General features: G+C 70.4%; 20 protein-coding genes. 10 read left to right on the top strand and 10 right to left on the bottom strand.

Annotation, left to right across the window (positions count from 1 at the left end):
• The first annotated feature begins 3 nt into the window (after positions 1-3).
• Genes AC2D9U_RS21655 through AC2D9U_RS21640 form a run of 4 tightly spaced genes read left to right on the top strand, consistent with a single transcriptional unit; the run spans position 4 to position 4,741 of the window.
• Positions 4-1,041 carry a glycosyltransferase gene (locus AC2D9U_RS21655; protein WP_484752983.1) on the top strand — a complete coding sequence of 346 codons (1,038 nt, stop codon included), beginning with the start codon at positions 4-6 and terminating at the stop codon, positions 1,039-1,041.
• Between the two features lie 28 nt (positions 1,042-1,069).
• Positions 1,070-2,830: an asparagine synthase (glutamine-hydrolyzing) gene (asnB, locus tag AC2D9U_RS21650; protein ID WP_484752980.1), complete on the top strand. Its 1,761-nt coding sequence runs from the start codon at positions 1,070-1,072 to the stop codon at positions 2,828-2,830.
• Between the two features lie 13 nt (positions 2,831-2,843).
• Entirely contained in the window at positions 2,844-4,157 is a 1,314-nt protein-coding gene (locus AC2D9U_RS21645) for a dihydroorotase (protein WP_484752978.1), read from the top strand.
• Positions 4,157-4,741: a DUF2585 domain-containing protein gene (locus tag AC2D9U_RS21640; RefSeq protein ID WP_484752976.1), complete on the top strand. Its 585-nt coding sequence runs from the start codon at positions 4,157-4,159 to the stop codon at positions 4,739-4,741. Before AC2D9U_RS21645 ends, AC2D9U_RS21640 begins: the two co-directional genes overlap by 1 nt.
• A 76-nt stretch (positions 4,742-4,817) precedes the next feature.
• Here AC2D9U_RS21640 and AC2D9U_RS21635 read toward each other — a convergent pair whose 3' ends face one another.
• Together AC2D9U_RS21635 and AC2D9U_RS21630 are read right to left on the bottom strand one after the other, a co-directional pair.
• The gene (locus AC2D9U_RS21635; RefSeq protein ID WP_484752974.1) at positions 4,818-6,257 is read right to left on the bottom strand and encodes an enolase-like domain-containing protein; all 1,440 of its coding nucleotides are present in this window, start codon (positions 6,255-6,257) and stop codon (positions 4,818-4,820) included.
• The gene (locus AC2D9U_RS21630; protein WP_484752971.1) at positions 6,254-7,069 is read right to left on the bottom strand and encodes a sugar phosphate isomerase/epimerase family protein; all 816 of its coding nucleotides are present in this window, start codon (positions 7,067-7,069) and stop codon (positions 6,254-6,256) included. Before AC2D9U_RS21630 ends, AC2D9U_RS21635 begins: the two co-directional genes overlap by 4 nt.
• A gap of 92 nt (positions 7,070-7,161) precedes the next feature.
• On the opposite strand from AC2D9U_RS21630, the gene AC2D9U_RS21625 reads away from it, so the two are divergent.
• The 4 genes from AC2D9U_RS21625 (at position 7,162) to AC2D9U_RS21610 (ending at position 11,280) form a co-directional block, all read left to right on the top strand.
• On the top strand, positions 7,162-7,977 hold the full coding sequence (locus tag AC2D9U_RS21625) for a GNAT family N-acetyltransferase (RefSeq protein WP_484752968.1): 816 nt from the start codon (positions 7,162-7,164) through the stop codon (positions 7,975-7,977).
• Positions 7,978-8,052: 75 nt separating this feature from the next.
• Complete coding sequence (locus AC2D9U_RS21620; protein WP_484752965.1) at positions 8,053-9,063, top strand: Bug family tripartite tricarboxylate transporter substrate binding protein; 1,011 nt, start codon at positions 8,053-8,055, stop codon at positions 9,061-9,063.
• Between the two features lie 148 nt (positions 9,064-9,211).
• Complete coding sequence (locus tag AC2D9U_RS21615; RefSeq protein ID WP_484752963.1) at positions 9,212-9,766, top strand: tripartite tricarboxylate transporter TctB family protein; 555 nt, start codon at positions 9,212-9,214, stop codon at positions 9,764-9,766.
• The gene (locus AC2D9U_RS21610) at positions 9,763-11,280 is read left to right on the top strand and encodes a tripartite tricarboxylate transporter permease (protein ID WP_484752961.1); all 1,518 of its coding nucleotides are present in this window, start codon (positions 9,763-9,765) and stop codon (positions 11,278-11,280) included. The genes AC2D9U_RS21615 and AC2D9U_RS21610 overlap by 4 nt, the downstream gene beginning before the upstream one ends.
• On the opposite strand, the gene AC2D9U_RS21605 is transcribed toward AC2D9U_RS21610, so the two are convergent.
• The gene (locus AC2D9U_RS21605) at positions 11,249-12,295 is read right to left on the bottom strand and encodes an alpha/beta fold hydrolase (protein ID WP_484752957.1); all 1,047 of its coding nucleotides are present in this window, start codon (positions 12,293-12,295) and stop codon (positions 11,249-11,251) included. The genes AC2D9U_RS21610 and AC2D9U_RS21605 overlap by 32 nt on opposite strands.
• A gap of 121 nt (positions 12,296-12,416) precedes the next feature.
• Between AC2D9U_RS21605 and AC2D9U_RS21600 the strand changes: the two genes are divergently transcribed.
• Positions 12,417-13,652, top strand: a complete 1,236-nt coding sequence (locus tag AC2D9U_RS21600) for an argininosuccinate synthase (protein ID WP_484752953.1) — start codon at positions 12,417-12,419, stop codon at positions 13,650-13,652.
• Positions 13,653-13,692: 40 nt separating this feature from the next.
• Here the strand turns inward: AC2D9U_RS21600 and AC2D9U_RS21595 are convergent, their stop codons facing one another.
• The 6 genes from AC2D9U_RS21595 to carA all read right to left on the bottom strand — a co-directional run bounded on the left by AC2D9U_RS21595 (position 13,693) and on the right by carA (position 21,102).
• Positions 13,693-14,952, bottom strand: a complete 1,260-nt coding sequence (locus AC2D9U_RS21595) for a threonine ammonia-lyase (RefSeq protein ID WP_484752950.1) — start codon at positions 14,950-14,952, stop codon at positions 13,693-13,695.
• A gap of 9 nt (positions 14,953-14,961) precedes the next feature.
• A complete protein-coding gene (gene greA, locus AC2D9U_RS21590) occupies positions 14,962-15,435 on the bottom strand; it encodes a transcription elongation factor GreA (RefSeq protein WP_484752946.1) in 474 nt (157 codons plus the stop codon).
• A 144-nt stretch (positions 15,436-15,579) separates the two neighbouring features.
• On the bottom strand, positions 15,580-18,825 hold the full coding sequence (gene carB / locus AC2D9U_RS21585) for a carbamoyl-phosphate synthase large subunit (RefSeq protein ID WP_484752943.1): 3,246 nt from the start codon (positions 18,823-18,825) through the stop codon (positions 15,580-15,582).
• Positions 18,826-18,828: 3 nt separating this feature from the next.
• Positions 18,829-19,095 (bottom strand): hypothetical protein, encoded by a 267-nt coding sequence (locus tag AC2D9U_RS21580; protein ID WP_484752939.1) that lies wholly within the window; start codon positions 19,093-19,095, stop codon positions 18,829-18,831.
• Positions 19,095-19,727, bottom strand: a complete 633-nt coding sequence (locus tag AC2D9U_RS21575; protein ID WP_484752936.1) for a LysE family translocator — start codon at positions 19,725-19,727, stop codon at positions 19,095-19,097. Before AC2D9U_RS21575 ends, AC2D9U_RS21580 begins: the two co-directional genes overlap by 1 nt.
• Before the next feature lie 4 nt (positions 19,728-19,731).
• A complete protein-coding gene (gene carA, locus AC2D9U_RS21570; protein ID WP_484752932.1) occupies positions 19,732-21,102 on the bottom strand; it encodes a glutamine-hydrolyzing carbamoyl-phosphate synthase small subunit in 1,371 nt (456 codons plus the stop codon).
• Positions 21,103-21,236: 134 nt separating this feature from the next.
• Here carA and AC2D9U_RS21565 point away from each other — a divergent pair, with 134 nt between their 5' ends.
• On the top strand, positions 21,237-21,698 hold the full coding sequence (locus tag AC2D9U_RS21565; protein ID WP_484752928.1) for a GatB/YqeY domain-containing protein: 462 nt from the start codon (positions 21,237-21,239) through the stop codon (positions 21,696-21,698).
• On the opposite strand, the gene AC2D9U_RS21560 is transcribed toward AC2D9U_RS21565, so the two are convergent.
• Entirely contained in the window at positions 21,695-24,403 is a 2,709-nt protein-coding gene (locus tag AC2D9U_RS21560; protein ID WP_484752925.1) for a calcium-binding protein, read from the bottom strand. The genes AC2D9U_RS21565 and AC2D9U_RS21560 overlap by 4 nt on opposite strands.
• Between the last annotated feature and the right edge of the window lie 109 nt (positions 24,404-24,512).

The following is a 24,512-nucleotide window of genomic DNA, read 5'->3' as shown; positions in this document are numbered from 1 at the left end:
ATAATGCGTGTAGCGCATGTGATGGCCGGCGCCCCGCAGGGCGGCGCGGAGGCCTTCTTCGAACGCCTCACCCTCGCGCAGCACCGCGCCGGGATGGAGGTGCTGGCCGTGATCCGGCGCGAGCCGGGGCGCGCCGCGCGACTCGCGGCCGGGGGCCTCGCCCCGGTCGAGCTCGGCTTCGGCGGCATGTTCGACCTGCTGACAGGGCGGCGCCTGCGCGCGACGCTGGAGGCCTTCCGCCCGCAGGTGGTGGTGGCCTGGATGAACCGCGCCGCGGGCTTCTGCCGGGGGGCGAGCGTGCGCGCCCCCTGGGCGCTGGTCGGCCGGCTCGGGGGGCGCTACGCGTTGAAGAACTATGCGGGCTGCGACCTGCTCGCGGCCAATACGCAGGGGCTCTGCGACTGGATCGCGGCGCAGGGCTGGCCGGTGAAGCGGCTGCGCCATGTGCCGAATTTCGCCGCCGATCTGTTCGAGTCGCCCTGGCAGCCGCGCGCGCCGCGGCGGCTGCTCGCCATGGGGCGTCTGCACCCGAACAAGGATTTCCCGACGCTGCTGCGTGCGCTGGCGCGGCTGCCGGGCGATGTGCAGCTCGACCTCGCCGGAGAGGGGGAGGAACGCGCGAAGCTCACGGCGCTGGCGCGCGAGCTGGGCCTCGCGGAGCGCGTGCACTTCCTCGGCTGGCGGCAGGATGTCGGCGCGCTGCTGGCGCAGGCCGATATGCTGGTCGTGCCCTCCTGCATCGAGCCCCTCGGCAATGTGGTGCTGGAGGGCTTCGCCGCCGCGCGTCCCGTCATCGCCACCGCCGCCGATGGCCCGCGCGAGGTGATCCGGCCGGAGGAGACAGGGTTGATCGTGCCGATCGGCGACGATGCGGCGCTGGCCGCCGCGCTCGCCCGCGTGCTGGCGGATGGCGGCCTCGCGCAGCGCCTGGCGGAGGCGGGCAGGGCGGAGTTCCTTGCACGCCATGCGGAGGCGCCGGTGCTCGCCGCCTGGGCGCGCTTCCTGGATGATGCGGCCTTCCTGGCAAGGGCGCGCGGCTGATGTGCGGCATTCAGCCGGAGGCTGATCCATGTGTGGCATAGCGGGCCTCGCGCTGCGGCATGGGATGGTGCCTGATCCGGCGGTGCTCGCGGCGCTCGCGGCCGCGCTCGGCCATCGCGGGCCGGATGGCGCGGGGCAGCATGTGGCCGAGAATGTCGGCATCGCGCATACGCGGCTCGCCATCATCGATCTCGTCACCGGCGACCAGCCGCTCTTCGCCGGCCCGCATGCGCTGGTGGCGAATGGCGAGGTCTACAACTACGTCGAGCTGCGCGCCGAACACATGCTGCCTTGCGTGACGGGCAGCGATTGCGAGCCGCCGCTGCACCTGTATCGCCGCGACGGCGTGGTGGGCTACGCGCAGGCGATGCGCGGCATGTATGCGATCGCACTTCATGATCGCGCGGCGCGGCGGCTGGTGCTGACGCGCGATCCCTTCGGCATCAAGCCGCTGTATCTCGTGGAGATCGAGGGCGGCATCGCCTTCGCCTCGGAGCCGCAGGCGCTGATCGCCGCCGGGCTGGTGCGGCCGCGCGTGCGGCGCGAGGCGCGCGACGAATTGCTGCAGATGCAGTTCACGACCGGCGCGGAGACGATCTTCGAGGGCATTCGCCGCCTGCTGCCGGGCGAGACGGTGGTGATCGCCGATGGCGCCATCGTCGAGCGCCATCGCCGGAGCGCGCTGCCGGCCGGCGGGCCGGAGAGCATCACCGAGCAGGATGCGCTGACGCGCCTCGACGCCGCGCTGGAGGACAGCGTGCGCGTGCACCAGCGCAGCGACGTGCCCTACGGCCTGTTCCTGTCGGGCGGCATCGATTCCGGCGTGGTGCTGGCGATGATGGCGCGGCTGAACGCGCAGCCCGTGCGCGCCTTCACCGCCGCCTTCGACGCGCCGGGCGCCGCCGACGAACGCGCGGCGGCGGAGGCCGCGGCCCTCGCGGCGGGGGCGAAGCACAGCACGCTCACCATCACCGAGGCGATGGTCTGGCAACATTTGCCGCAGATCGTGGCGGCAATGGACGACCCTGCCGCGGACTACGCCATCATCCCCACCTGGTTCCTCGCGCGCCGCGCGGTGCAGGAGGTGAAGGTGGTGCTCTCGGGCGAGGGCGGGGACGAACTCTTCGCCGGCTATGGCCGCTATCGCAGCGCGATGCGCCCCTGGTGGCTCGGCGGGCGGCAGCCGCGCGCCGCCGGCGCCTTCGACCATGTGCCCGACGTGCTGCGCGAGGCACCCCGCTTCTGGCGCGACGGCATCGCCGCCGCCGAGGCCTCCGCCGCCACGCCCGGGCGCTCGCGGCTGCAGGCGGCGCAGGCGGCGGACATCGCGGATTGGCTGCCGAACGATCTGCTGACCAAGCTCGATCGCTGCCTGATGGCGCATGCGGTGGAGGGGCGCACGCCCTTCCTGGACCCGGCGGTGGTGGAGGCCGCCTTCCGCTTGCCCGATTCGCTGAAGGTGCGGCATCGCACGGGCAAGTGGCTGCTGCGCCAATGGGCCGCGACCCATGCCCCGGCCACGCGCCCCTTCGCACCGAAGCAGGGATTCACCGTGCCCATCGCGGCCTGGATCGGGGGCGCGGGCGAGCGGCTGGGCAGGCTCGTCGCCGAGCAGCCCGGCGTGACGGAGATCGCGAAGCCCGACCGTGTCGTGGCGCTGTTCCGCGCGGCGGGCGGCGACAAGCATCGTGGTTTCGCGGCCTGGCACCTGCTTTTCTACGCGCTGTGGCATCGCGCCCATGTCGAGCGGCGCGCGCCGCAGGGCGATGTGTTCGACTATCTGGCATGAAAAGGTGAAGCCCATGTTCGATCTGGTGTTGCGCGGTGGCACGCTGGTGCTGCCCTGGGGCGAGGTTCAGGGCGATGTGGGCGTGCGCAGCGGGCGCATCGCGGCCATCGGCGACCTCGCCCGTGCCGAGGCGACGCAGAGCATCGATTGCCGCGGGCTGCATGTGCTGCCCGGGCTGATCGACAGCCATGTGCATCTGCGCGAGCCCGGCGACCCGGCCGTGGAGACCATCGAGACCGGCACCAAGGGCGCGATCCTCGGTGGCCTCACCGCCGTCTTCGACATGCCGAACACCAACCCCTCGATCACGACGCGCGAGAAGATCGACTGGAAGCGCGACTTCATCGCCGGGCGCGCCTGGTGCGACCTTGGCATGTATGTCGGCGCGGCGAAGTCGAACATCGCGGACTTGGCGGATCTCGAGGCGCAGCCCAATGTCTGCGCCATCAAGGTCTTCGCCGGCTCCTCCACCGGCGACCTGCTGGTCGAGGATGATGAGAGCCTCGAGCGCGTGATGCGCAGCGGCCGCCGCCGCATCGCCTATCACTCCGAGGACGAGTATCGCCTGCAGGCGCGCAAGCCCCACTACACCAGCGGGATGCCGCACCGGATGCACGCCGAGTGGCGTGACGTGGAATGCGCCGCACTCGGCACGCGCCGGCTGATGGCGATCGCGCGCAAGACCAATCGCCCTGCGCATATCCTGCATGTCAGCACGGCGGAGGAACTGGAATACCTGCGCGACTACCGCGACATCTGCACGGTGGAAGTGCTGCTCAACCACCTGACGCAGACCGACGAGGCCTATGACCGGCTCGGCGGCTATGCGGTGATGAACCCGCCGATCCGCGATGCACGCCATCTGGAGGCCGCCTGGGCCGCGGTGGCCAATGGCACGGTGGATACGATCGGCTCCGACCACGCGCCGCACTCGCGCGCGGCGAAGGAGCGCCCCTGGCCGGATTGCGCGGCGGGGCTGACCGGTGTGCAGACGCTGGTGCCGCTGATGCTCGACCATGTCAGCGCGGGGCGGCTCTCACTCTCGCGGCTGGCGGACCTGATGTGTGCGGGGCCGGCGCGGGTCTATGGCATGGTGGGCAAGGGGCGGCTCGCCGCCGGCTACGATGCCGACTTCACCGTGGTGGACATGCGCCGCACGCGCATGATCGAGGAGAGCTGGATCGTCTCGCCCTGCGGCTGGACGCCCTTCGCGGGCCATCGCTGCACGGGCTGGCCGGTGATGACGATCCTGCGCGGCACGCCGGTGATGCGCGAGGATGAGGTGCTGGGCGCGCCTCTCGGGGCGCCGGTGCGCTTCGCGCCCTGATGCGCCGGGCGGGCTTCACGCCCCGCTGGGTTGCGATCCTGCTCGGTGTGGTCGCGGCCACGGCGGCGATCCTGCTGTGGATGGGTCGCGCGCCGATCTGCACCTGTGGCACGGTGAAGCTCTGGCACGGCGTGGTGATGAGTGCGGAGAATTCGCAGCACCTCACGGATTGGTACACGCCCTCCCACATCATCCACGGCATGCTCTTCTACGGCGCGCTGCATCTGCTGCTGCCGCGCCTGGGCCTCGGATCCCTGGGCCTGCCGCCGCGGCTGCTGATCGCGACCATCCTGGAAGCCGCCTGGGAGATCGCGGAGAACACGGACACCGTGATCCAGCGCTACCGCGAGGCGACCATCGCGCTGGATTACTTCGGCGACAGCGTGGTGAATTCCGTGGCGGACATCTTCGCCATGTGGCTGGGCTTCGCCCTGGCGGCGAAGCTGCCGGTCTGGGCCACGGTCGCGCTGATCCTGGTCTTCGAGATCGGCGTCGGCTGGGTGATCCGCGACGGACTCGCGCTCAACGTGCTGATGCTGCTCTGGCCGCTGGATAGCGTGAAGGCGTGGCAGGCGGGCGGCTAGAGCATCATTCGTTCAGATGGGTCGCGGCGCTGCCGCGACGCTGAACGCATTTCTGGCTCCTGATCGGGTTTGGACCCTAAACCCAAGACGCCTTCGCCATCACATCCATCGCGCCGGTGTCGGGCTCGATCGTCGCCCCCAGCCCAGGCGTATCGAGACTGCCGAGCTCGAGCACGCCCTCACGGATCGCAAGCCGCGGGCCGTGCGAGGTATCGGCGTAGAGACCGCCATGCGCCTCAAGGAAGCGATAGGCTTCCGCCTTCGGCCGGCCGGCGAAGCCATCGACGAAATGATGGCCGTTGCGCTCCACATGCGGCAGGCCGAGCAGCGAGACCAGCGCCAGATCCTGCTGCACGCAGACACCGGCCAGCGTGGTGAGGTCCTCGGCCGACATGAAGTAGCGCTGGCTGCCTGACCGCCCTTCCCCTGGGGCGTTCCAGGCACGGCAGCGCGCGAGGTTGATCACGCTGCGCCACACCCCCTTGCACGCCTTGGAGGAGACGCCCGCATAGCCGAGCGCGCGGCCCGTGACGAAGGCATCGAGCGGCCCGTCGCTCTCATCGATGATGACGGGGCGCTGCGCGGCCAGGGTGGCCATGCCGGTCTCCAGCGCGCGGGCCCGCTTCACCGGCTGCTCGATATAGAGAATGGAGGCGCAGAGGTTGCGCAGCCTTGGTTCCGCCTGCATCGCGTGCCACAGCGCGAGTGCGCCTTCGGCATCCTCATACTGTTCGTTGCCGTCCAGGCTCGCGTGGTAGCCGCCATGCATGCGGTCGAGCACCGAGGCGATGCGGCAGAGCCTGTCCACATCCTGCGCGATGTTGCCACCGACCTTCAGCTTCCAGTAGCGGTGGCGATAGGTGGCCAGGATTTCCTCCAGCGTCTCGGGCAGGCCATCCTCGACGCGATGGTCCTGGTCGGCGGCGGTGATCGGGTCCACCAGCCCGACCGTGTGGCGCGCATGGATCTGGCGCAGCGGCGTGAGGCTCTCCAGCATCGCGGCGAAATCGAAGCCGCCAAGGTCCGGGATCACCGCATGCGGCGCCATGCCGCCGATATTGGCGCGCATGCCCGCCCAGAAGGACACGCCCTGCGCCTTGAGCAGCGCATCGAGCATCGCGCGGTCGAGCAGCGCGCGGCCATAGCCCGCGACAAGCGGGTTCAGCGCCTCCGCCCCGCAGGCCGCGACATGCGCCGCATAGCCATTGGCGAAATGCCCGAAGGCCGTGTCCGCCCCCGCCGCCTGCGTGCCCGCGATGGCGAGTTCCAGCGCGCGGCGCAACTGCTGTTCGTTCTGCGCGTCGCTGAGCCTGGGGTCCTTGTCGAACCACTTCGCCGCCAATGTCTCGGCCGCGATGCCCCAGGCCTCGCGCCCATCCTCGAGGCGGATGCGCGCGCGGATCACCGCCTGGCGGCCCTGCGTCACGGTGATGACGCCGAAGCGAAAGGGCAGGCGCAGCGTGAAGGGCCATTCGAAGCGCTCGGTCTCGAGCAGCGTGAAGCGCGGTGCGGTCATGTCTCGAGCAATCCTCGCAGATAGCCGATGGCGCGGGCGGCGCTGGTCGGTCCGTCGGGATGGTGGTCGAAGGGCTCGACGGCACAGAAGCCTGCATAGCCGGTCTCGCGCAACTCGGTAAAGACGGGTCCGAAACGATCCGCACCCTGGCCCGGGCCGCGCCGGTTGCGGTCGTTCAGATGCACATGCGCGATCCAGCCGGAGGGTATGTGCCGGCGCAGCAGCGTCGCGGCGTCCTCCGCCTCGCCATTCCCGGCGGCACTCACATCGAGCATCGTCTTGAGGCCCGGCACGGCGATGCGCGCGACGATCCCGATCGCCTCCGCGACGGTGCGCGCCCAATTGGTCTGCCCGGCATCGAGCGGTTCCAGGCAATAGGTCAGCCCATGCTGCGCCGCCCAGGCGCCGGCCTGCGCCATGGCCTCTTCCGCGCGCGCCGCATCGCCATCCGCCGCCACATGCCGCTGCTTCGGCGAGCCATGCACCAGCAGACTGGCCCCGAGATCGGCGGCGAGGCCGATCAGGCGCTGCATGACGTCGAGCGTGCGGGTCCGGATGGCGGAATCCGCGGTGGTGATGGAAAGCCCGGGCGGCGCGACCAGCAGCCAATGCAGGGAGGTGATCGGCGCACCCTCGCCCTCGGCGATGCGGCGCAGCTCGGCGCGGCGCGCGGCGGGCAGCAGATGTGGGGCTTCGGCGTCCAGCGTGAAGGGCGCCACTTCCAGCCCGTCATAGCCGAGCGCGGCGGCCAGCCTGGCCTGCGCGGCGAAATCCAGGCCGGCGACGACTTCGTTGCAGAGCGAGATGCGCATGGCCGGTTTCTCCCGATGCGTGCAGTTGGGCGCGGGGTCGCGGGACTGTCCAGCCCCTTGACCCGCCGCGCGGCCGTTCCGAGGCTGGGGCCATGCCGGAATTCCGCCCCGCCACGCTCGATGACCTGCCCGCCGCCGCCGCGCTCTCCGCGCGGGTCGGCTGGAACCAGACGCCGGCGGATTGGCGGCATTTCCTGGCGCATGGCGCGGTGCGGGCGCTGGCGGATGCGCAGGCCGATTGCCTCGCCGCCACCGCCGCCGTGCTGCCGCATGGGCGCGACCTGGCCTGGATCTCGATGGTGCTGGTGCGCCCGGATCGGCGGCGGGAGGGCCTTGCTACCGCGCTCATGCGCTGGGCCATCGAGGCCCTTGCCGGCACGGCCTGCATCGCCCTGGACGCGACGCCGGCGGGGCGCGAGGTCTATCGCCGCCTCGGCTTCGTCGATGTCTTCGGCTTCACCCGCTGGGCGCTGCCTGCGGGGCTGCGCAGCTTGCCCACCGCCACGCGCCCCATCGCGCCGGAGGATTGGCCGGCGCTGCTCGCCCTGGATGAAGCGGCCTTCGGCGCGCCACGGGAGGCCTTGCTGCGCCGCCTCGCCGCGCGCCAGCCGGGGGCGGCACTGACCACGCCCGACCGGCGCGGCTTCGTGCTGGCGCGGGAGGGGCGCGGCGCGCCGCAGATTGGCCCGGTGGTGGCCCCGGACGCGCAGACCGCGCTCGGCCTGATCGCCGCCGCGCAGCAGGCCCTCGCCATGCCCGCGGTGATCGACCTGCATGATGCCGCCGGCGAGGTCGCCACCCTGCTCGGCGCCACGCCGCAGCGCCCCTTCACGCGCATGGCGCTGGGCGCGCCGCCGCCGGGCGACGTGCTGCAGAACTTCGTGCTGGCCGGGCCGGAGTTCGGTTGACGCGCGCGGCGAAGCCGCCCCATCCTCCCAGGTAACCGACGGGTTACTCGAACCACCGCGGGAGGAGAGACAGCCATGACGATTTCGCGCAGGACCCTGCTGGCGACCACGGGCGCCGGCCTTGCCATGCCGGGCATCGCCAGCGCCCAGGCCGGCTGGCGGCCGGACCGGCCGGTGACGATCATCGTCCCCTGGGCGGCGGGCGGCAGCACGGACCAGATGGCGCGCATCGTCGCCGCCGAGCTGGAAGCGGCCCTCGGCCAGCGCTTCGTGGTGGTGAACCAGCCTGGCGCCTCGGGCTCGATCGGCACGCGCAATGCCCTGGAGGCACCCAGGGACGGCATGACCTGGGCGGCCGGCGCGGCGGTGGATGTGGGCTGCTACAAGGTGCTCGGCCTGCTCGACACGATGCTGGCGGATTGGAACCTGTTCTTCGCGGTCGCGAATGTGAACATCCTGGTCGCCAACCCGCAGGCCGGCATCCGCGACTTCAACGCGGCGATGGAGGCCTTCCGCACGCGCGGCGCCAGCATGGCCGTGGCGACGGCGGGTGTGAGTTCGGCAGGGCACAACATGATGTCGGCCATCCGCGCCGCCACCAACATCACCTATCGCCACGCCACCTATGATGGCGGCAACCCGGCGATGATCGCCACCGTGAGCGGCGAGACGCCGATGGGCGCGGTGCTGCTGGTGGAAGCGGCGGAGATGATCCGCGCGCGGCGCCTCATTCCGCTGGCTGTGCAGGCCGAGCAGAATGTGACGCTGCAGGGCGTGGGCGAATTGCCCTCGATCCGCCAGTTCCTGCCGACCATCCCCGCGCCGCTGAACTATTTCGGCATCTGGACGCCCAAGGGCGTGCCGCAGAATGTGGTGGACACCGTCAGCCAGGTCTGGCGCGAGAAGATCGTGAACAGCGAGCGGCTGAAGACCTACGCCGCCTCGCGCGCCGCGGTGTTCAGCCCGCTGCATGGCCAGCAGGCCTTCGACGAGGCCTGGAAGATGGTGCGCCAGACCGCCTGGCTCTATTTCGATGGCGGCACGGCGCGCGTCAGCCCCGACACACTGGGCATCCAGCGCCTGTGAGGGCGCCAGCGAGGCGGCGTGCGGCCGCTTTGCCGCGCGCCGAGCCCGCGAATGCGGGCCGCGCCCAGACCAACCTTGCAACCGGCACACGGGTGGCCGGCGCGAAGGCACGCGCGCGGAGCGCGCGCCCGCCGTCTGAGGGCACCAGATGACTCCTCCGCCGCCTTCGGCGGAGGAGGAAGCAGCCTCCCCCTTCGCCGGCGATCGGGCGCCGCTGCCGCCGCGGGCCGATCTGCTCACCGCGGCGGTGCTGCTCGCCTTCGGGCTCGGCGTGCTGGGCATCGCGCTCAACATGCCGACCTTCGCCGAGCAGTCGCATAGCGGCCTGACAGCGCCGGGCATCGTGCCCGGCTTCTATGGCGTGGTGATCGCGGGGCTGTCCGTGCTGCTCGGGCTGCGCGCGATCCGGCGCGGCGCGCTGCGCGACCCGTCGCAGCACGCGCCCGCGCTGACGCCGGGCGATGCGCGCCAGCTTGGCACGGCGGCCGCGCTCGGCATTCTCTATGCCGGCGTGATGGTCGGCACGCTGCCTTTCTGGATGGCCAGCGCGCTCTTCGTCTTCGCCTTCACCACCGCCTTCGAGTGGGATCGAGGCCCGGTGGGCCGGCCACGCCGGATCCTCGAGGCCGCCTTGCTCGGCCTGGGCACGGGCATCGCCGTGTCGCTGGTCTTCGAGCGGCTCTTCCTGGTGCGCCTGCCATGAGCGATCCCTTCACCATGCTCGCGGGCGGCTTCGCCCATGTGCTGCAGGGCGGGGCGATCTTCCACGCCTTCTGGGCGGTGCTGATCGGCATCGTCATCGGCGCGCTGCCGGGGCTGACGGCCACGATGGGCGTGGCACTGCTGACCACGCTGACCTTCACCATGGGCCCGCAGGTGGCGATGCTCGTGCTGGTCTGCGTCTATGTCGGCGCGATCTATGGCGGCTCGCGCTCGGCGATCCTGCTGAACATCCCGGGCACGCCGGCCAGTGCGGCGAGCACGCTCGATGGCTTTCCGCTGGCGCGCAAGGGCCTCGCGGGCCGCGCGATGGGCATCTCCACGCTCGGCTCCTGGCTCGGCACGCTGTTCGGCACGCTGATCCTCGCGCTCTTCGCGCCGAGCTTCGGTGAATTCGCGCTGCAATTCGGCAGCTACGAGATGTTCTGGGTGGCGGTCTTCGGCATTGTCATCGCCGGCTCGCTGTCCGGCGGCGACGCGCTGAAGGGCTACATCGCCGGCTTCCTCGGCCTGTTCATCGCCACCATCGGGCAGGAGACGAACCACGCCTATGCGCGCTTCGCCTTCGGCAATGCGGATCTCGCGGGCGGGCTCGGGCTGCTGCCGGTGCTGGTCGGCGTCTTCGGCGTGGCGGAGGTGCTGAACGCCATGCGCGGGCCGGCGGTGAAGGCGGTGTCGTCGAAGATCGACAGCGTCATCCCGCGCATCCGGGACGTGACGCAGTATTGGCGCACCATCCTGCGCTCGGGCTCGATCGGCACCTTCATCGGCGCCATGCCCGGCCTGGGCGAGGACATCGCCGCCTGGACCAGCTACGCCGCCGCCAAGCGCGCGAGCGCGGAGCGCGAGATGTTCGGCAAGGGCAGCGTCGAAGGCCTGATGGCCGCCGAGACGGGCGAGAGCGCCTGCGTGCCCGGCGCGATCATTCCGGTGCTGACGCTGGCCGTGCCGGGCAGCGCGCCGGCCGCGGTGCTGATGGCGGCGATGATGATCCACGGGCTCAATCCCGGGCCAATGCTGGCGATCACCGCGCCGGAATTCATCTACCAGATCGTCGCCATGCTGGTGATCGCCGACATGGTGAAGCTGGTCTACGGCCTGCTGCTGGTGAAGCCGCTGCTCTGGGTGCTGCTGATCCCGCGCGCGCGCCTCATGCCCATCGTCTTCGTGCTCTGCACGGTGGGGGCCTTCGCCATCACCTCGCGGCTTTTCGACATCTGGGTGATGCTGGGGGCGGGGCTGCTCGGCTTCGTGCTGCGCGAGTTGCGCTTCCCGATGGCGCCGCTGGTGCTGGGCCTGGTGCTGGGCGATCTGCTGGACAAGAACCTTCTGCGCGGCCTGGTGCTTTCGGGTGGCGACCTCACGCCCTTCTTCACCCGGCCGATCAGCGCGGTGCTCTGCGGGCTGACGGTGCTGGCGGCGATGTGGGCGATCCCGGGCCTGTTCGGCCGGATCGCGGGGCTTTTCAGCAGGCGGCAGGCGGCGTCTCGGCCGTAGCGAAGCGCAGCAGGCAGGCGCCGAAGCGGTCGTTGAAGCGCACGGAGGCGCCGGCGAGGTGGCCGGTCAGGCCCTCGGGCCGATCCAGCAGCAGGAAGGCGCCGGCGCGGGGGGCGAAGTCGCGCAGCACCCGCGCGCGGGCCTCGGGATCGGCGTCGAAGGGATCATCGCGGAAATTCGCCACCGCGACGCGCGCCGCCGGTCCGCCCCCGGCCGCGGCGGCCAGCAGAACGCGGGTCAGATCCTCCGTCTGGCGGCGGAAGATCGGGCTGTCCTCCTGCCCATGCGCGGCCGGGGCCATGGCGATCACCACATCGGCGAGGCCGGGCTTGGCCAGCGCCTGCAGCGCATTCCACGCCCCGCGCGACTGGCCCGCGACGATGACGCGCCGGTAGCCGCGCGCGCGCAGTGCCACCAGATCCTCGCGCAGCCAGGCGGCGGCGCGGTTCAGCCCGTCCTGCGCGGGGTGGCGGTCGAAGCGCCAGATGTCGAAGCCGGCATTGTTGAAGTGCCGCGTCCAGGATTGCGGCTGGAGGCCGCGGCTGTCCACGCCCTCTGCCCCGCGGCCATGCGCCCAGACCAGCACGCCCGCCGCCGACTGCTCCCCCCACCAGAGGAAGCGGCCATCGGGCATGGTGTCATGGTGCTCGCCGCCGATGCGCGTGCCGGGTGGGGCGGGCGGCGGCGCCCAGGGCGCGGTGGGGGCGAGGCCGGGCGCCAGCACCTCCAGGTCCCGCACCGCGACGGCACAGGCGCGACCCTGGGCGCGGCGGCGGCAATTCTCGAGCGCGGCACGCTCGGCCTCCTCGAGGGAGCCGCCGCCGGCGCGCCAGCCAAAGGCGCCATCGGCACCCAGCGCCAGCACGCGGGGCGTATTCATCTGCAGGAAGCGCGCGACATTGGCGCGATCCGGGGCGCGCAGCCCCGCTGTCTCCGGCAGCGCCAGCAAAGGCGCGCCATCGGCGGCGAGAGGGGCAGGCGCAAGCAGGAACAGCAGCAGCAGGCGGGCGAGCATGGCCGCAGCTTTCGCCCCGCCGGGACGGGCCTGCAAGCGGCTTTCGCCGTCTTGCCCGCGCTGTCTTGCCCGCCTCGCCGCGCGGGGGCATGTTCCGCCCGTTTTCCCCAGGGGACCCGATATGCGTGTCAAGGATGTGAAGAAGGTCGTGCTCGCCTATTCCGGCGGGCTCGACACCAGCGTGATCCTGAAGTGGCTCCAGACCACCTACAATTGCGAGGTGGTGACCTTCACCGCCGATCTCGGCCAGGGCGAGGAGCTTGGCCCGGCGCGCGACAAGGCGCTGCTGCTCGGCATCAAGCCCGAGAACATATTCATCGACGATCTGCGCGAGACCTTCGTGAAGGACTTCGTCTTCCCGATGTTCCGCGCCAATGCGCTGTATGAGGGCATGTACCTGCTGGGCACCTCCATCGCCCGGCCGCTGATCGCCCAGCGCCAGATCGAGATCGCGGAAGCCATGGGCGCGGACGCCGTGGCGCATGGCGCGACCGGCAAGGGCAACGACCAGGTGCGCTTCGAGCTGAGCTATTACGCGCTCAAGCCCGACATCAAGATCATCGCCCCCTGGCGCGAATGGGACCTCACCAGCCGCACGCGGCTGATCGAGTTCGCCGAGCAGAACCAGATCCCCATCGCCAAGGACAAGCGCGGCGAGGCGCCCTTCAGCGTCGATGCGAACCTTCTGCACTCCAGCTCCGAGGGCAAGATCCTCGAGGAGCCGGGGGATGCGCCGGATGAGATGGTTTGGCAGCGCACCATCTCGCCCGAGAACGCGCCCGACCGCGCCACCGAGATCACCATCGAGTTCGAGCGCGGCGACGCGGTGGGCATCAATGGCGAGCGCCTCTCCCCCGCCACGCTGCTCACGAAGCTGAACGCGCTGGGCAAGGAGAACGGCATCGGCCGGCTGGATCTGGTGGAGAACCGCTTCGTCGGCATGAAGTCGCGCGGCTGCTACGAGACGCCGGGCGGCACGATCCTGCATGTGGCGCATCGCGCGATGGAGAGCATCACGCTCGACCGCGAGGCCTGCCACCTGAAGGATTCGCTGATGCCGCGCTATGCGGAGATCATCTACAACGGCTTCTGGTTCGCCCCGGAGCGCCGGATGCTGCAGGCGCTGATCGACGAAAGCCAGAAGAGCGTGACCGGCACGGTGCGGCTCAAGCTCTACAAGGGCAACACCATCGTCATCGGCCGCACCTCGCCGCACAGCCTCTACTCGATGAAGCATGTGACCTTCGAGGACGACCAGGGCGCCTACGACCAGTTCGACGCGCAGGGCTTCATCAAGCTGAACGCGCTGCGTCTGCGCCTTGGCGCCATGGCGGGCCGCAAGGGCGGCGCGCTCTGAGACAAGGTGGCTGGCCCGAACCCGGGCCAGCCCACCGCGTTCAGATCCGCTTCACCACGTAATCCCCGGCGCGCAGCGCGGCGATGATGGCATCGCCCTGCGCGGCGTCGCGCACCTCGACCATGATGTAGAGCTCGGTGCTCTGGACGGTCGGCGCGCCGAAGAGCTGCTGGTGGTTCACCTCGATCACGTTGCCGCCCAGCGCCGAGATGCGCGTGGCGATGTCGGCCAGCACGCCGGGACGGTCGGGGATCTCGAAGAGCAGGCGCAGGATGCGCCCGTCGCGCAGCAACTGCCGCAGCAGCACGTTGGAGAGCGCGCGCGCATCGATGTTGCCGCCACAGACCGGGATGCCCACCGCCTTGCCCGCGAAGCGTTCCGGATAGGCCAGCACGGCGGCCAGCCCGGCCGCGCCCGCGCCCTCGGCGACCAGCTTCGCGCCCTCGGCGAGCAGGGCCACGGCTTCCTCCACCGCGCGCTCGGGCACCACGAGCACCTCGATCCCCATGCGGGAGAGGAGCTGGTAGGGCAGTTCGCCCACGTCGCGCACGGCGATGCCCTCGGCGATGGTGGGCCCGCCCACCTGCACGGGCTTGCCCGCCAGGCGCTGCGCCATGGCCGGGTAGCCCTCGACCTCCACGCCATAGACCGTGATGCCGGGCTTGAGCTCCAGCGCGGCAGCCGCGCAGCCGGTGAGCAGCCCGCCGCCGCCGACCGGCACGGCCATCGCCTCGAGCCCCGGGAAATCCTCGAGCATCTCGAGTGCCGCGGTGCCCTGGCCGGCGATCACGCCGGGGTCGTCATAGGGGTGCACGAAGGTCAGGCCATCGCGCAGCGCGAGGTCGAGCGCATGGGCCGCGGCCTCGGCCAGCGTGTCGCCCTGCAGCACCACGCGCGCGCCCCAGCCCTCGGTGCGCGTGACCTTGGTGGCGGGGGTGAAGCGCGGCATCACGATGGTGGCGGCGATGCCGGCAAGCGCCGCGTGGCGCGCCACGGCCTGGGCATGGTTGCCGGCCGACATGGCGATCACGCCCGCCGCGCGCTCGCGTGCCGTCAGCAGCGCGATGCGGTTCGCGGCACCCCGTTCCTTGAAGGCGCCCGTGGCCTGGAGGTTGTCGAGCTTGAGATGGATCTGCGCGCCCGTGGCGCGGGACAGCGCGTCACAGCGCAGGGTCGGCGTGCGCAGCACCGCGCCCGCGATGCGCGCGGCGGCGGCGCGCACATCGGCCAGGCTGACGGCGTGCGGGGTGGTTTGCGGCAGGCCCGGGCTGGCTGCCGTGGCAGGGCGATGCGGTGACATGGTCAGGTCTCAGGTGAAGCGGACGCCGGCGATCTCATAGACGCGCGCGCCGCCGGGCGCGGGCACCTCGACGCTGTCGCCCACCTTCTTGCCGATCAGCGCCTTGGCGAGCGGCGAGGAGATGGAGATGCTGCCCATCTTCATGTCGGCCTCATAGGCGCCGACGATGCGATAGGTCTTCTCGTCCTCGGTCTCCTCGTCCACCACCGTCACATGCGCGCCGAAGCGCACCTGGTTGCCGGTGAGGCGCGAGGTGTCGATGACATCGACCGAGGGGATGATGGATTCAAGCTCGGCGATGCGGCCCTCGATGAAGGACTGGCGTTCGCGCGCGGCGTGATATTCGGCGTTCTCCGAGAGGTCGCCATGCGCGCGCGCCTCCGCGATCGCGCGGATCACGGCGGGGCGTTCCTCGACCTTGAGGTGTCGCAGTTCCTCCTGCAGCCGGGCGAGCCCTTCCGCGGTCATGGGGAACTTCTGCACTGCGAATCCTTTCTCGACCCAGCCACGCCGGCCTCGGCACCCGAAGCCTAGAACAGCCTGCGCCAGTGGCGAAGAGGCGAAAGCTCCGGCATCGGGGCAGAAACAGGCGGGGCGGGGGAAGGGTGGTCGCCTTCCCCCGCCCGCTCAGAATGATGTATCAAAATAGGCCTGGAGGGGCGCCACATCAAGGGTTCCGCCCCTGAGCGCGGCAATGGCGTGGACCGCGGCGCGGGCACCCGCCAGGGTGGTGTAGTGCGGGATGCCATGCGTCAGGGCGCTGCGGCGGATGTCGAAGCTGTCCGACACGCTCTGCCCCCCGCTGGCGGTGTTGATGACGATCTGGATGGCGTCGGACTTCATCGCATCCACGCAATGCGGCCGGCCCTCGGCCACCTTGTTGACCACGCCGCACTCGATGCCGACCTCGCGCAGCCGCGCCGCCGTGCCGCGGGTGGCGAGCACCTTGAAGCCCATCTCGGTGAGCCGGCGCGCCAGCGAGACGGCGCCGGCCTTGTCGCTGTCCTTCACCGAGAGGAAGGCCGTGCCGCCTTCCGGCAGCTTCACGCCCGCGCCCATCTGGGACTTCAGGAAGGCGCGCTCGAAGGAGAAGTCGAGGCCCATGACCTCGCCGGTCGACTTCATTTCGGGCCCGAGGATGACATCCACATTGGGGAAGCGGTTGAAGGGGAAAACCGCCTCCTTCACCGCGACATGCTTGGGCACCACGCTGTCATCCAGGCCGAAGCTGCGCAGATGCTGCCCCGCCATGACCAGCGCGCCGATCTTCGCCACCGCCACGCCGGTGGCCTTGGCCACGAAGGGCACGGTGCGGCTGGCGCGGGGATTGACCTCGAGCACGAAGATCTCGCCGTCCTTCACCGCATACTGCACGTTCATCAGGCCCTTGACCTTCAGCGCCTTGGCCATCGCCTCGGTCTCGGCCTTCAGCTCGGTGATGATGGCGGGCGGCAGGGAATAGGGCGGCAGGGAACAGGCGCTGTCGCCGGAGTGGATGCCCGCTTCCTCGATATGCTCCATCACGCCGGCGACATAGACCTCGCCGGTCTCATCGGCGATGCAGTCCACATCGACCTCGATCGCATCCTGCAGGTACTGGTCGATGAGGATCGGGTTCTCGCCCGAGACCTTCACCGCCTCCGCCCCGAAGCGGCGCAGCTGTTCCTCGTTGTAGGCGATCTCCATCGCCCGGCCGCCCAGCACGTAGGAGGGACGCACGACCACGGGGTAGCCGATGCGGCCTGCCTCCCGCAGCGCTTCCTCGATGTCGCGGGCGATGCCGTTCTGCGGCTGCTTGAGGCCGAGCGACTTCAGCAGCAGCTGGAAGCGCTCGCGATCCTCGGCGATGTCGATGGCCTCGGCGCTGGTGCCCAGGATCGGGATGCCCGCCTTGTGCAGCGCCTGGCTGAGCTTGAGCGGCGTCTGCCCGCCATACTGCACGATGCAGCCCAGCAGCTCGCCGCTCTCCTGCTCCTTGCGGATGATGGCGATGACATCCTCGGCCGTCAGCGGCTCGAAATACAGGCGGTCGGAGGTGTCGTAGTCGGTGCTGACCGTCTCGGGATTGCAGTTGACCATGATGGTCTCGTAGCCCGCGTCGCGCAGCGCATAGGCGGCATGGACGCAGCAATAGTCGAACTCGATCCCCTGGCCGATGCGGTTCGGCCCGCCGCCCAAGATGATGATCTTCTGGCGGTTGGTGGGCCGGGATTCGCAAACCGGCTCACCGAAGCCGCCCTCATAGGTCGAGTACATGTAGGGCGTGTCGGAGGCGAATTCCGCCGCGCAAGTGTCGATGCGCTTGAACACCGGGCGCACGTTCAGCTTGTGCCGCGCGGCTTCCACCGCGGCCTCGGTCAGGCCCGTGAGCTTCGCGAGGCGCTTGTCGGAGAAGCCGAGCGCCTTGAGCGCGCGCATCGCCGTCGCGCTCTTCGGCAGGCCTTCGGCCTTCACGCGGGCCTCGGCGGCGACGATCTTGCCGATCTCGCGGATGAACCAGGGGTCGAAGCGGCAGGCCTCGTGGATCTCGGCAACGCTCATCCCCGCGCGCAGCGCCTGCGCCACGACCAGCGCGCGATCGGGCTTGGGCGTGGCGAGCGAGGTGCGGATCGCGGCCAGCGAGCCATCGCCCGGCACCTCGATCTCATCGAGGCCCGAGAGCCCCGTCTCCAGCCCGCGCAGGCCCTTCTGCAGCGCCTCGGCGAAGCTGCGGCCGATCGCCATCGTCTCGCCCACCGACTTCATGGAGGTGGTGAGCGTGGCCGGCGTGCCGGGGAATTTCTCGAAGGTGAAGCGCGGGATCTTCACCACGACATAGTCGATGGTCGGCTCGAAGCTTGCCGGCGTCACCTTGGTGATGTCGTTCTTGAGCTCATCGAGCGTGTAGCCCACGGCAAGCTTCGCCGCGACCTTGGCGATGGGGAAGCCCGTGGCCTTGGAGGCCAGCGCGGAAGAGCGCGAGACGCGCGGGTTCATCTCGATGATGACCATGCGCCCATCGGCCGGGTTGATGCCGAACTGCACGTTGGACCCGCCGGTATCCACGCCGATCTCGCGCAGGCAGGCGATGGAGGCGTCGCGCATCACCTGGTATTCCTTGTCGGTGAGCGTGAGCGCGGGCGCGATGGTCACGCTGTCGCCGGTGTGCACGCCCATCGGGTCCAGATTCTCGATGGAGCAGATGATGATGCAGTTGTCGGCGCTGTCGCGCACGACCTCCATCTCGAACTCCTTCCAGCCCAGCACGCTTTCCTCGACCAGCACCTCGGTGGTCATGGAGGCGGCGAGGCCGGCGCTGACGATCTGGTCGAATTCCTCGCGGTTGTAGGCGATGCCCCCGCCCGTGCCGCCCAGGGTGAAGGAGGGGCGGATGACGCAGGGCAGGCCCACCTGCTCGAGCGCGGCCCAGGCCTCGGCCATGGAATGCGCGATGGCCGAGCGCGGGCTCTCGATGCCGATCTTGCTCATGGCATCACGGAACTTGAGGCGATCCTCGGCCTTGTCGATGACCTCGGCCTTCGCCCCGATCAGCTCGCAGCCATACTTCTTCAAGACACCCGCGGCATCGAGCTTGAGCGCGGTGTTCAGCGCGGTCTGCCCGCCCATGGTCGGCAGCAGCGCGTCCGGGCGTTCCTTGGCGATGATCTTCTCGACGATCTCGGGCGTGATCGGCTCGATATAGGTCGCATCCGCCAGGCCCGGATCGGTCATGATCGTCGCCGGGTTCGAGTTCACGAGGATGACGCGAAAGCCCTCCGCGCGCAGCGCCTTGCAGGCCTGGGCGCCGGAATAATCGAACTCGCAGGCCTGGCCGATCACGATCGGGCCGGCGCCGATGATGAGGATGGACTTGATGTCGGTGCGCTTCGGCATGGATCAGGTTCCAGTCGTGTTCGTTTGCCGCCGCGCCGCGAAGAGCAGCGCGGGCAGCACCAGCAGATGCGGGATGCCCCAGAAGGCGAGGGCGAGGAGCTGTTGCTCCGGCTCGATCATCAGCGTCGTCGCGCCATGCACCGTGGCCGAGAGCGCGAAGCCGGTGAGGGCGGCGCGCATGGGGGGCATCAGCTTGCGCAGCGAGGAGGCGAGGACGAAGAGCACCAGCCCCGAATAGGCCAGCGCGAAAAGGGCGAGGGCCTCGCGCATCAGCCGCGGCTCTCGGTGGCGAGCTTCACGGCGATCAGCCCGAGGGCGGCGCCCAGCACCCAGCGCTGCACCGCCATCCAGCCCGGCCGCGTGCCGAGGAAGCGCGCCGTGCCGGCCGCGCCCCAGACGAGCACGGCGTCGAAGGCCGTGCAGATGGCGATCTGCACGAAGCCCAGCATCGCCGCCTGCAGGAAGAGGCTGCCGCGATCGGGGTCGAGGAAGGGCGGCAGCACCGCCATGTAGAACAGCGCGACCTTCGGATTCAGCGCGGCGGTGGCGAAGCCCACGCTGAACAGCCGCAGCGCGGGTTCGCGCGGCATGGCGCGCGGGGCGAACAGCGGCTGGCCGTTCGGCTTCACGCATTGCCAGGCGAGGAACAGCAGATAGGCCGCCCCACCCAGCCGCAGCACGTCCCAGGCATAGGGGATCGCCAGCAGCGCGGCGGTGATCCCCGCGGCGGCCAGCACCATGATGGCGAAGGAGCCGAACTGGCAGCCGATGAGCGAGATCATGCCCGCCCCCGTCCCCTGCGCGAGCGAGCGCGAGACCAGGTAGAGCATGTTCGGCCCCGGCGTCAGCGCCAGCCCGAGCGAGAGGGCCGCGAAGACCAGGAGGGTTTCGAGCGCGGGCATCGGCTCACGCGGCCTTGCGGGCCTCGATCATCTCGACGAAGCGCCCGAACAGGTAATGGCTGTCGGTCGGCCCCGGCGATGCCTCCGGGTGGTATTGCACGCTGAAGGCCGGCTGCTTCTTGCTCGCGATGCCCTCGTTCGTGCCGTCGAAGAGGCTGCGATGCGTGACCGTCACGCCGTCCGGCAGGCTCGATTCATCCACCGCGAAGCCGTGATTCTGCGAGGTGATCTCCACCTTGCCCGTCACGAGGTCCTTCACCGGCTGATTGGCACCGCGATGGCCGCGATCGAGCTTGTAGGTGCGTGCGCCCAGCGCCAGGGCCAGCAGCTGGTGGCCGAGGCAGATGCCGAAGATCGGCACGCCCGCCGCCAGCACGCCCTGGATCGCGGGCACGGCATAGGCGCCCGTCGCCGCCGGGTCGCCCGGGCCGTTGGAGAGGAAGACGCCGTCCGGCTTCAGCGCCAGGATCTCCTCGGCGGTGGTCGTCGCCGGCACCACCGTCACGGCGCAGCCGGCCGAGGCGAGGCAGCGCAGGATGTTGCGCTTCGCCCCGTAATCGACCGCGACCACCTTCACCCGCGGCGCCTCCTGCGTGGCGAAGCCCGCGCCCCAGCGCCACTCGGCTTCCGTCCAGGCGTAGCTCTGGCGGGTGGTGACTTCCTTGGCGAGGTCCATGCCCTCCAGCCCGGCCCAGGCGGCGGCCTGGGCGGTCAGGGCAGGGATGTCGAAGGCCCCATCGGCGGGGAAGGCCAGCACGCCATTCGGCGGGCCGCCGTCACGGATGCGCGCGGTGAGCGCGCGCGTGTCGATGCCCGCGATGCCGGGCACGCCATGCGAAGCGAGCCAGGCATCCAGATGCTGCACGGAGCGGTAATTCGCCGGCTCGGTCACATCCTGCTTGACGATGAGCCCCCGCGCGACCGGGGTCGCGGCCTCGAGATCCTCGGGGTTGGTGCCGACATTGCCGATATGGGGGAAGGTGAAGCAGATGGTCTGGCCGGCGTAGGAAGGATCGGTCAGCACCTCCTGGTAGCCGGTCATCGAGGTGTTGAAGCAGATCTCGGCGACCGTGGCGCGCCGCGCGCCGAAGCCGCGGCCCCAGAAGACCGTGCCATCGGCGAGGACGAGGGCGGCTGTCGCGCCCTCCGGTGCGGTGGAATCGGTCATGGGGCTCTCCGGGCGGGGCGAAGGGGCGGCGTGACGCGGCATGGCATCCAGCGGCAGGCCGGTGGCGGCGACCAGCGCGGCCCAATGCTTGGCCGGGATCTCCTTGCGCTGGCGCCATTTCTTGATGGCCTCCAGCCCGACGCCAAGCCGCGTGGCGGTGGCCTCGGGGCCGCCGAGCAGGGTCACGATGTCTTCGACGGTGCGCATGGAGGGGAGATAGGGGACAAAACGTCCCGACGCCAGCCCTCCAGCGGGTGGGGACAAAAAATCCCCGCCCGGCGCGCCGGCGCTTCCCGCCCGCGCGGCGCGGGCGTATGGAGGCCGTCAAAGGAGACCCCGACATGGCCGAAGACCTGCGTGCCCGCTTCACCGAGGCGCTGAAGGCCGCGATGCTCGCCAAGGATGCGCCGCGCACCTCCACCATCCGCATGATCACCGCGAAGCTGAAGGATGTGGACATCGCCGCCCGCCCCTCCGGCGTGGACAAGGTGCCCGACGAGCAGATCGTCGCCATGCTGCGCGGCATGGTGAAGAGCCGTGCCGAGAGCGCGGCGCTCTACCGCCAGGGCAACCGGCCCGAGCTGGTGGCGAAGGAGGAAGCCGAGATCGCGGTGATCGAGAGCTTCCTGCCCCAGCAGATGGATGAGGCCGCCATGGCCGCCGCGGTCGCCGAGGCGGTGGCCGAGACGGGGGCCACCAGCGTCAAGGACATGGGCAAGGTCATGGCCGCACTCCGCGCGAAGCACGGCGCGGTGATGGACATGGCCAAGGCCGGGCCGCTCGTGAAGGCGAAGCTGGGCTAAGCGCCCAGCACCGAGAAGCCTTCCTCGAACAGATAGGGCGCCTGGGCCGGCCGGTCCCAGGCGCCGAGTGCGGCCGTGGCATCCACCGCCAGCATCGCCGCCGTCACGCGCTCCCCATACACCGTGATGCTGCCGAGCGAATCGCCGCCGACCCCGGCGGTGAGCGCGATGATACTCTCCGCCACCCGGTCGCCATTCACGTCGCGATAGGTGATGCCCGCCACCGTCACGCCGAAGCCGCGGATCTGGATGGAATCGCCGGCGCTGGCGGCGAAGTCGCGGATCACGTCCTCGCCGATGCCGTCCAGCCAGCGCGCATGGCCCGCCTGGCTCTCGCCCGCCGCCAGCGCGGCCCAGTTCACCCGCCCATCGCTGGCGAGGTAGCGGTTCGCCACGCTCGCGCTGGTGTTGAGCAGCAGGTCGAAGCGGAAGATGTCCGCCCCCGCATCGCCGCGCAGGATATCGGCCGCGGCATCGGCCAAGGGCGGGTTGACCCGCGCGCCCCCGCCTGCCGGCTCGGGCTCGCCCGCATCGCTGCGCGAGACCAGCACGTCGTCGCCCGAGCCGCCGCGCAGGCTGTCCGCGCCGAAGCCGCCCGAGAGCAGGTCATCGCCCGCCCCGCCCTCCATCGTGTCGTCGCCGCGCCCGCCCAGCATCCGGTCCGCATCGTCGCCGCCCCAGAGCAGGTCCTGCCCCGCCCCGCCGCTCAGCCGGTCCGTGCCGGTCTGGCCGAGCAGCGTGTCGTCGCCCTCGCCGCCGGCCAGCAGGTCCGAGCCCTCGCCGCCATCGAGGCTGTCCGCGCCGCCGCCGCCCTCGAGCTGGTCATTGCCGGCATCGCCGCGCAGCAGGTCATTGCCCGCGCCGCCCAGCAGCGTGTCCAGCCCGTCATGGCCATAGAGCCGGTCGTCATCCAACCCGCCATCGAGGCTGTCGTCGCCCGCGCCACCCTGAAGCGCATCGGCGCCGAGGCCGCCCAGCAGCGTGTCATTGCCGGTGCCGCCATTCAGCGAATCATTGCCATCCTCGCCATTCAGCGTGTCGGCGCCGGGGTCGCCCATCAGCTTGTCGTTGCCGAGGCCACCCAGCAGGCTGTCATCCTGGTTGCCGCCGCGCAGGCTGTCATCGCCGGCCTCGCCCAGCAGCTGGTCGTTCTGGTCGCCGCCCTCGAGCGTGTCATGGCCGGCGCCGCCGAACAGCCGGTCCAGCCCCGTGCCGCCGCGCAGCAGATCATCCCCGCCATCGCCCTGCAGCAGATCGTCATCGACCTGGCCGTTGAGCCGGTCATTGCCCGCGCCGCCGCGCAGCCGGTCACGGCCGAGCGCACCCCAGGCCTCGTCATCGCCGGCGCCACCCTCGATGTAGTCATTGCCCTCATCGCCGGCGAGCCGGTCATTGCCCTCGCCGCCGAGCAGCGTGTCGTTGCCCTCATCGCCCTCGACCCAGTCATTCCCCGCCCCGCCCGAGACGGTGTCGTCGCCGAGGTCGCCCTGGACGTCGTCATCGCCCTCGCCGCCCTCGATGCTGTCATCGCCATCGCCGCCGCGCGCCCAGTCGCGCCCTGCGCCCATGTCGATCGTATCGGCGCCGCCCTCGCCCTCGACCCCGTCATCGCCGCCCATCATGCGGAAGGTCTCGGCCGCATTCCGGCCACGCCAATGCGTGCCGGCCTCGCTGCCCTCGATCAGGGCGGCGCCGAAGAGCAGGTAGTTCAGCCAGGTCGCGACCTCGCCGATATCGGCATTGGCGTCGCCATCCTCGTTGCGGTAGCGCTGGTCGACGATCTCGAAGCCGAAATGGTAGATGCCGTCGGCCACCGTGTTGATGAAGTTGTCGTCGAGGAATTCGCTGCGCCCGCCATCATTCTGCACGGTGTGGAAGCCGGTCTCGATCCCGGCCTCGTCATCGCCGTGCAGTTCGATGAACTGCGCGAGGCGCGTGGCATCGCCGCGCAGCCAGAGGTTCACCGCCATCAGCTCGGCCGCGGTGATGCGCCCATCCGCGAGCGCATCGCCCGCGCGCAGGCCCGCCAGCAGCAGCTTGTTGAGTGAATCGGCGGCGCGCGCGCCCTCCATGATCTGCCCGGCATGGGTCCAGGAGGACAGGCCGCGATCCGTCAGGATCACCTCGACGATGTCGTCGAGCCCGGTATTGGTGGTGGAGACATCGGCGATGAAATAGTCGAGCCAATCGGCGACATCGGCGACCTTCTCGTTCTGGTTGCCGTCCTCGTTCTCGAAGCGGTCGCCATCGGCAGTGGGCACGATGTCGAAGCCGATATGGTAGATCGCATCCGCCACCGTATCGGCCAGGTTGCGGCCGAACATGGCGGTCCAGGCGCCGTCATTCTGCACCAGGTGATAGGCGCTCTCCTCGCCCGTATCGGCGTCGTCATCGCCATGCAGCGTGAGGAACTGCGCCAGCCTTGCCGCATCCGCCTTGAACCAGGCGTTCAGCGCCACGACGTCCGCCGCGTCGATGCGCCGGTCGGCGGCGAGGCCAAGCTCCGCCACGCCCGCCTGGATCATCAGGTTCAGCCCATTGGCGGCGCGGGCACCCTCCAGGATCTCGGCCGAGACGATCTCGAAGCGCAGGCCGCGATCGGTCATCAGCAGGTCGGGGATCTGGTCGAGGTTGAGCCGCGTGGTGCTCACCGGGCCCGGCGTCGGGGCGAAGATCTCGGCATGGGCAAGGGTGAAGGCGCGCATCGGGGTTCTCCCTGTCGGATGGATCGGCCGCAGCGGCCTGGGCAGCACAATCCGTGCGTGCGGCCGCGGGGTTGCGCAACCTCAGGTGGAGAAATGTTCAGCTGCTTCA

Source organism: Roseomonas sp. TF40 (assembly GCF_057219975.1).
The sequence above is the reverse complement of the archived record's forward strand: the minus strand, read 5'-3'. Positions and strand labels throughout refer to the sequence as shown.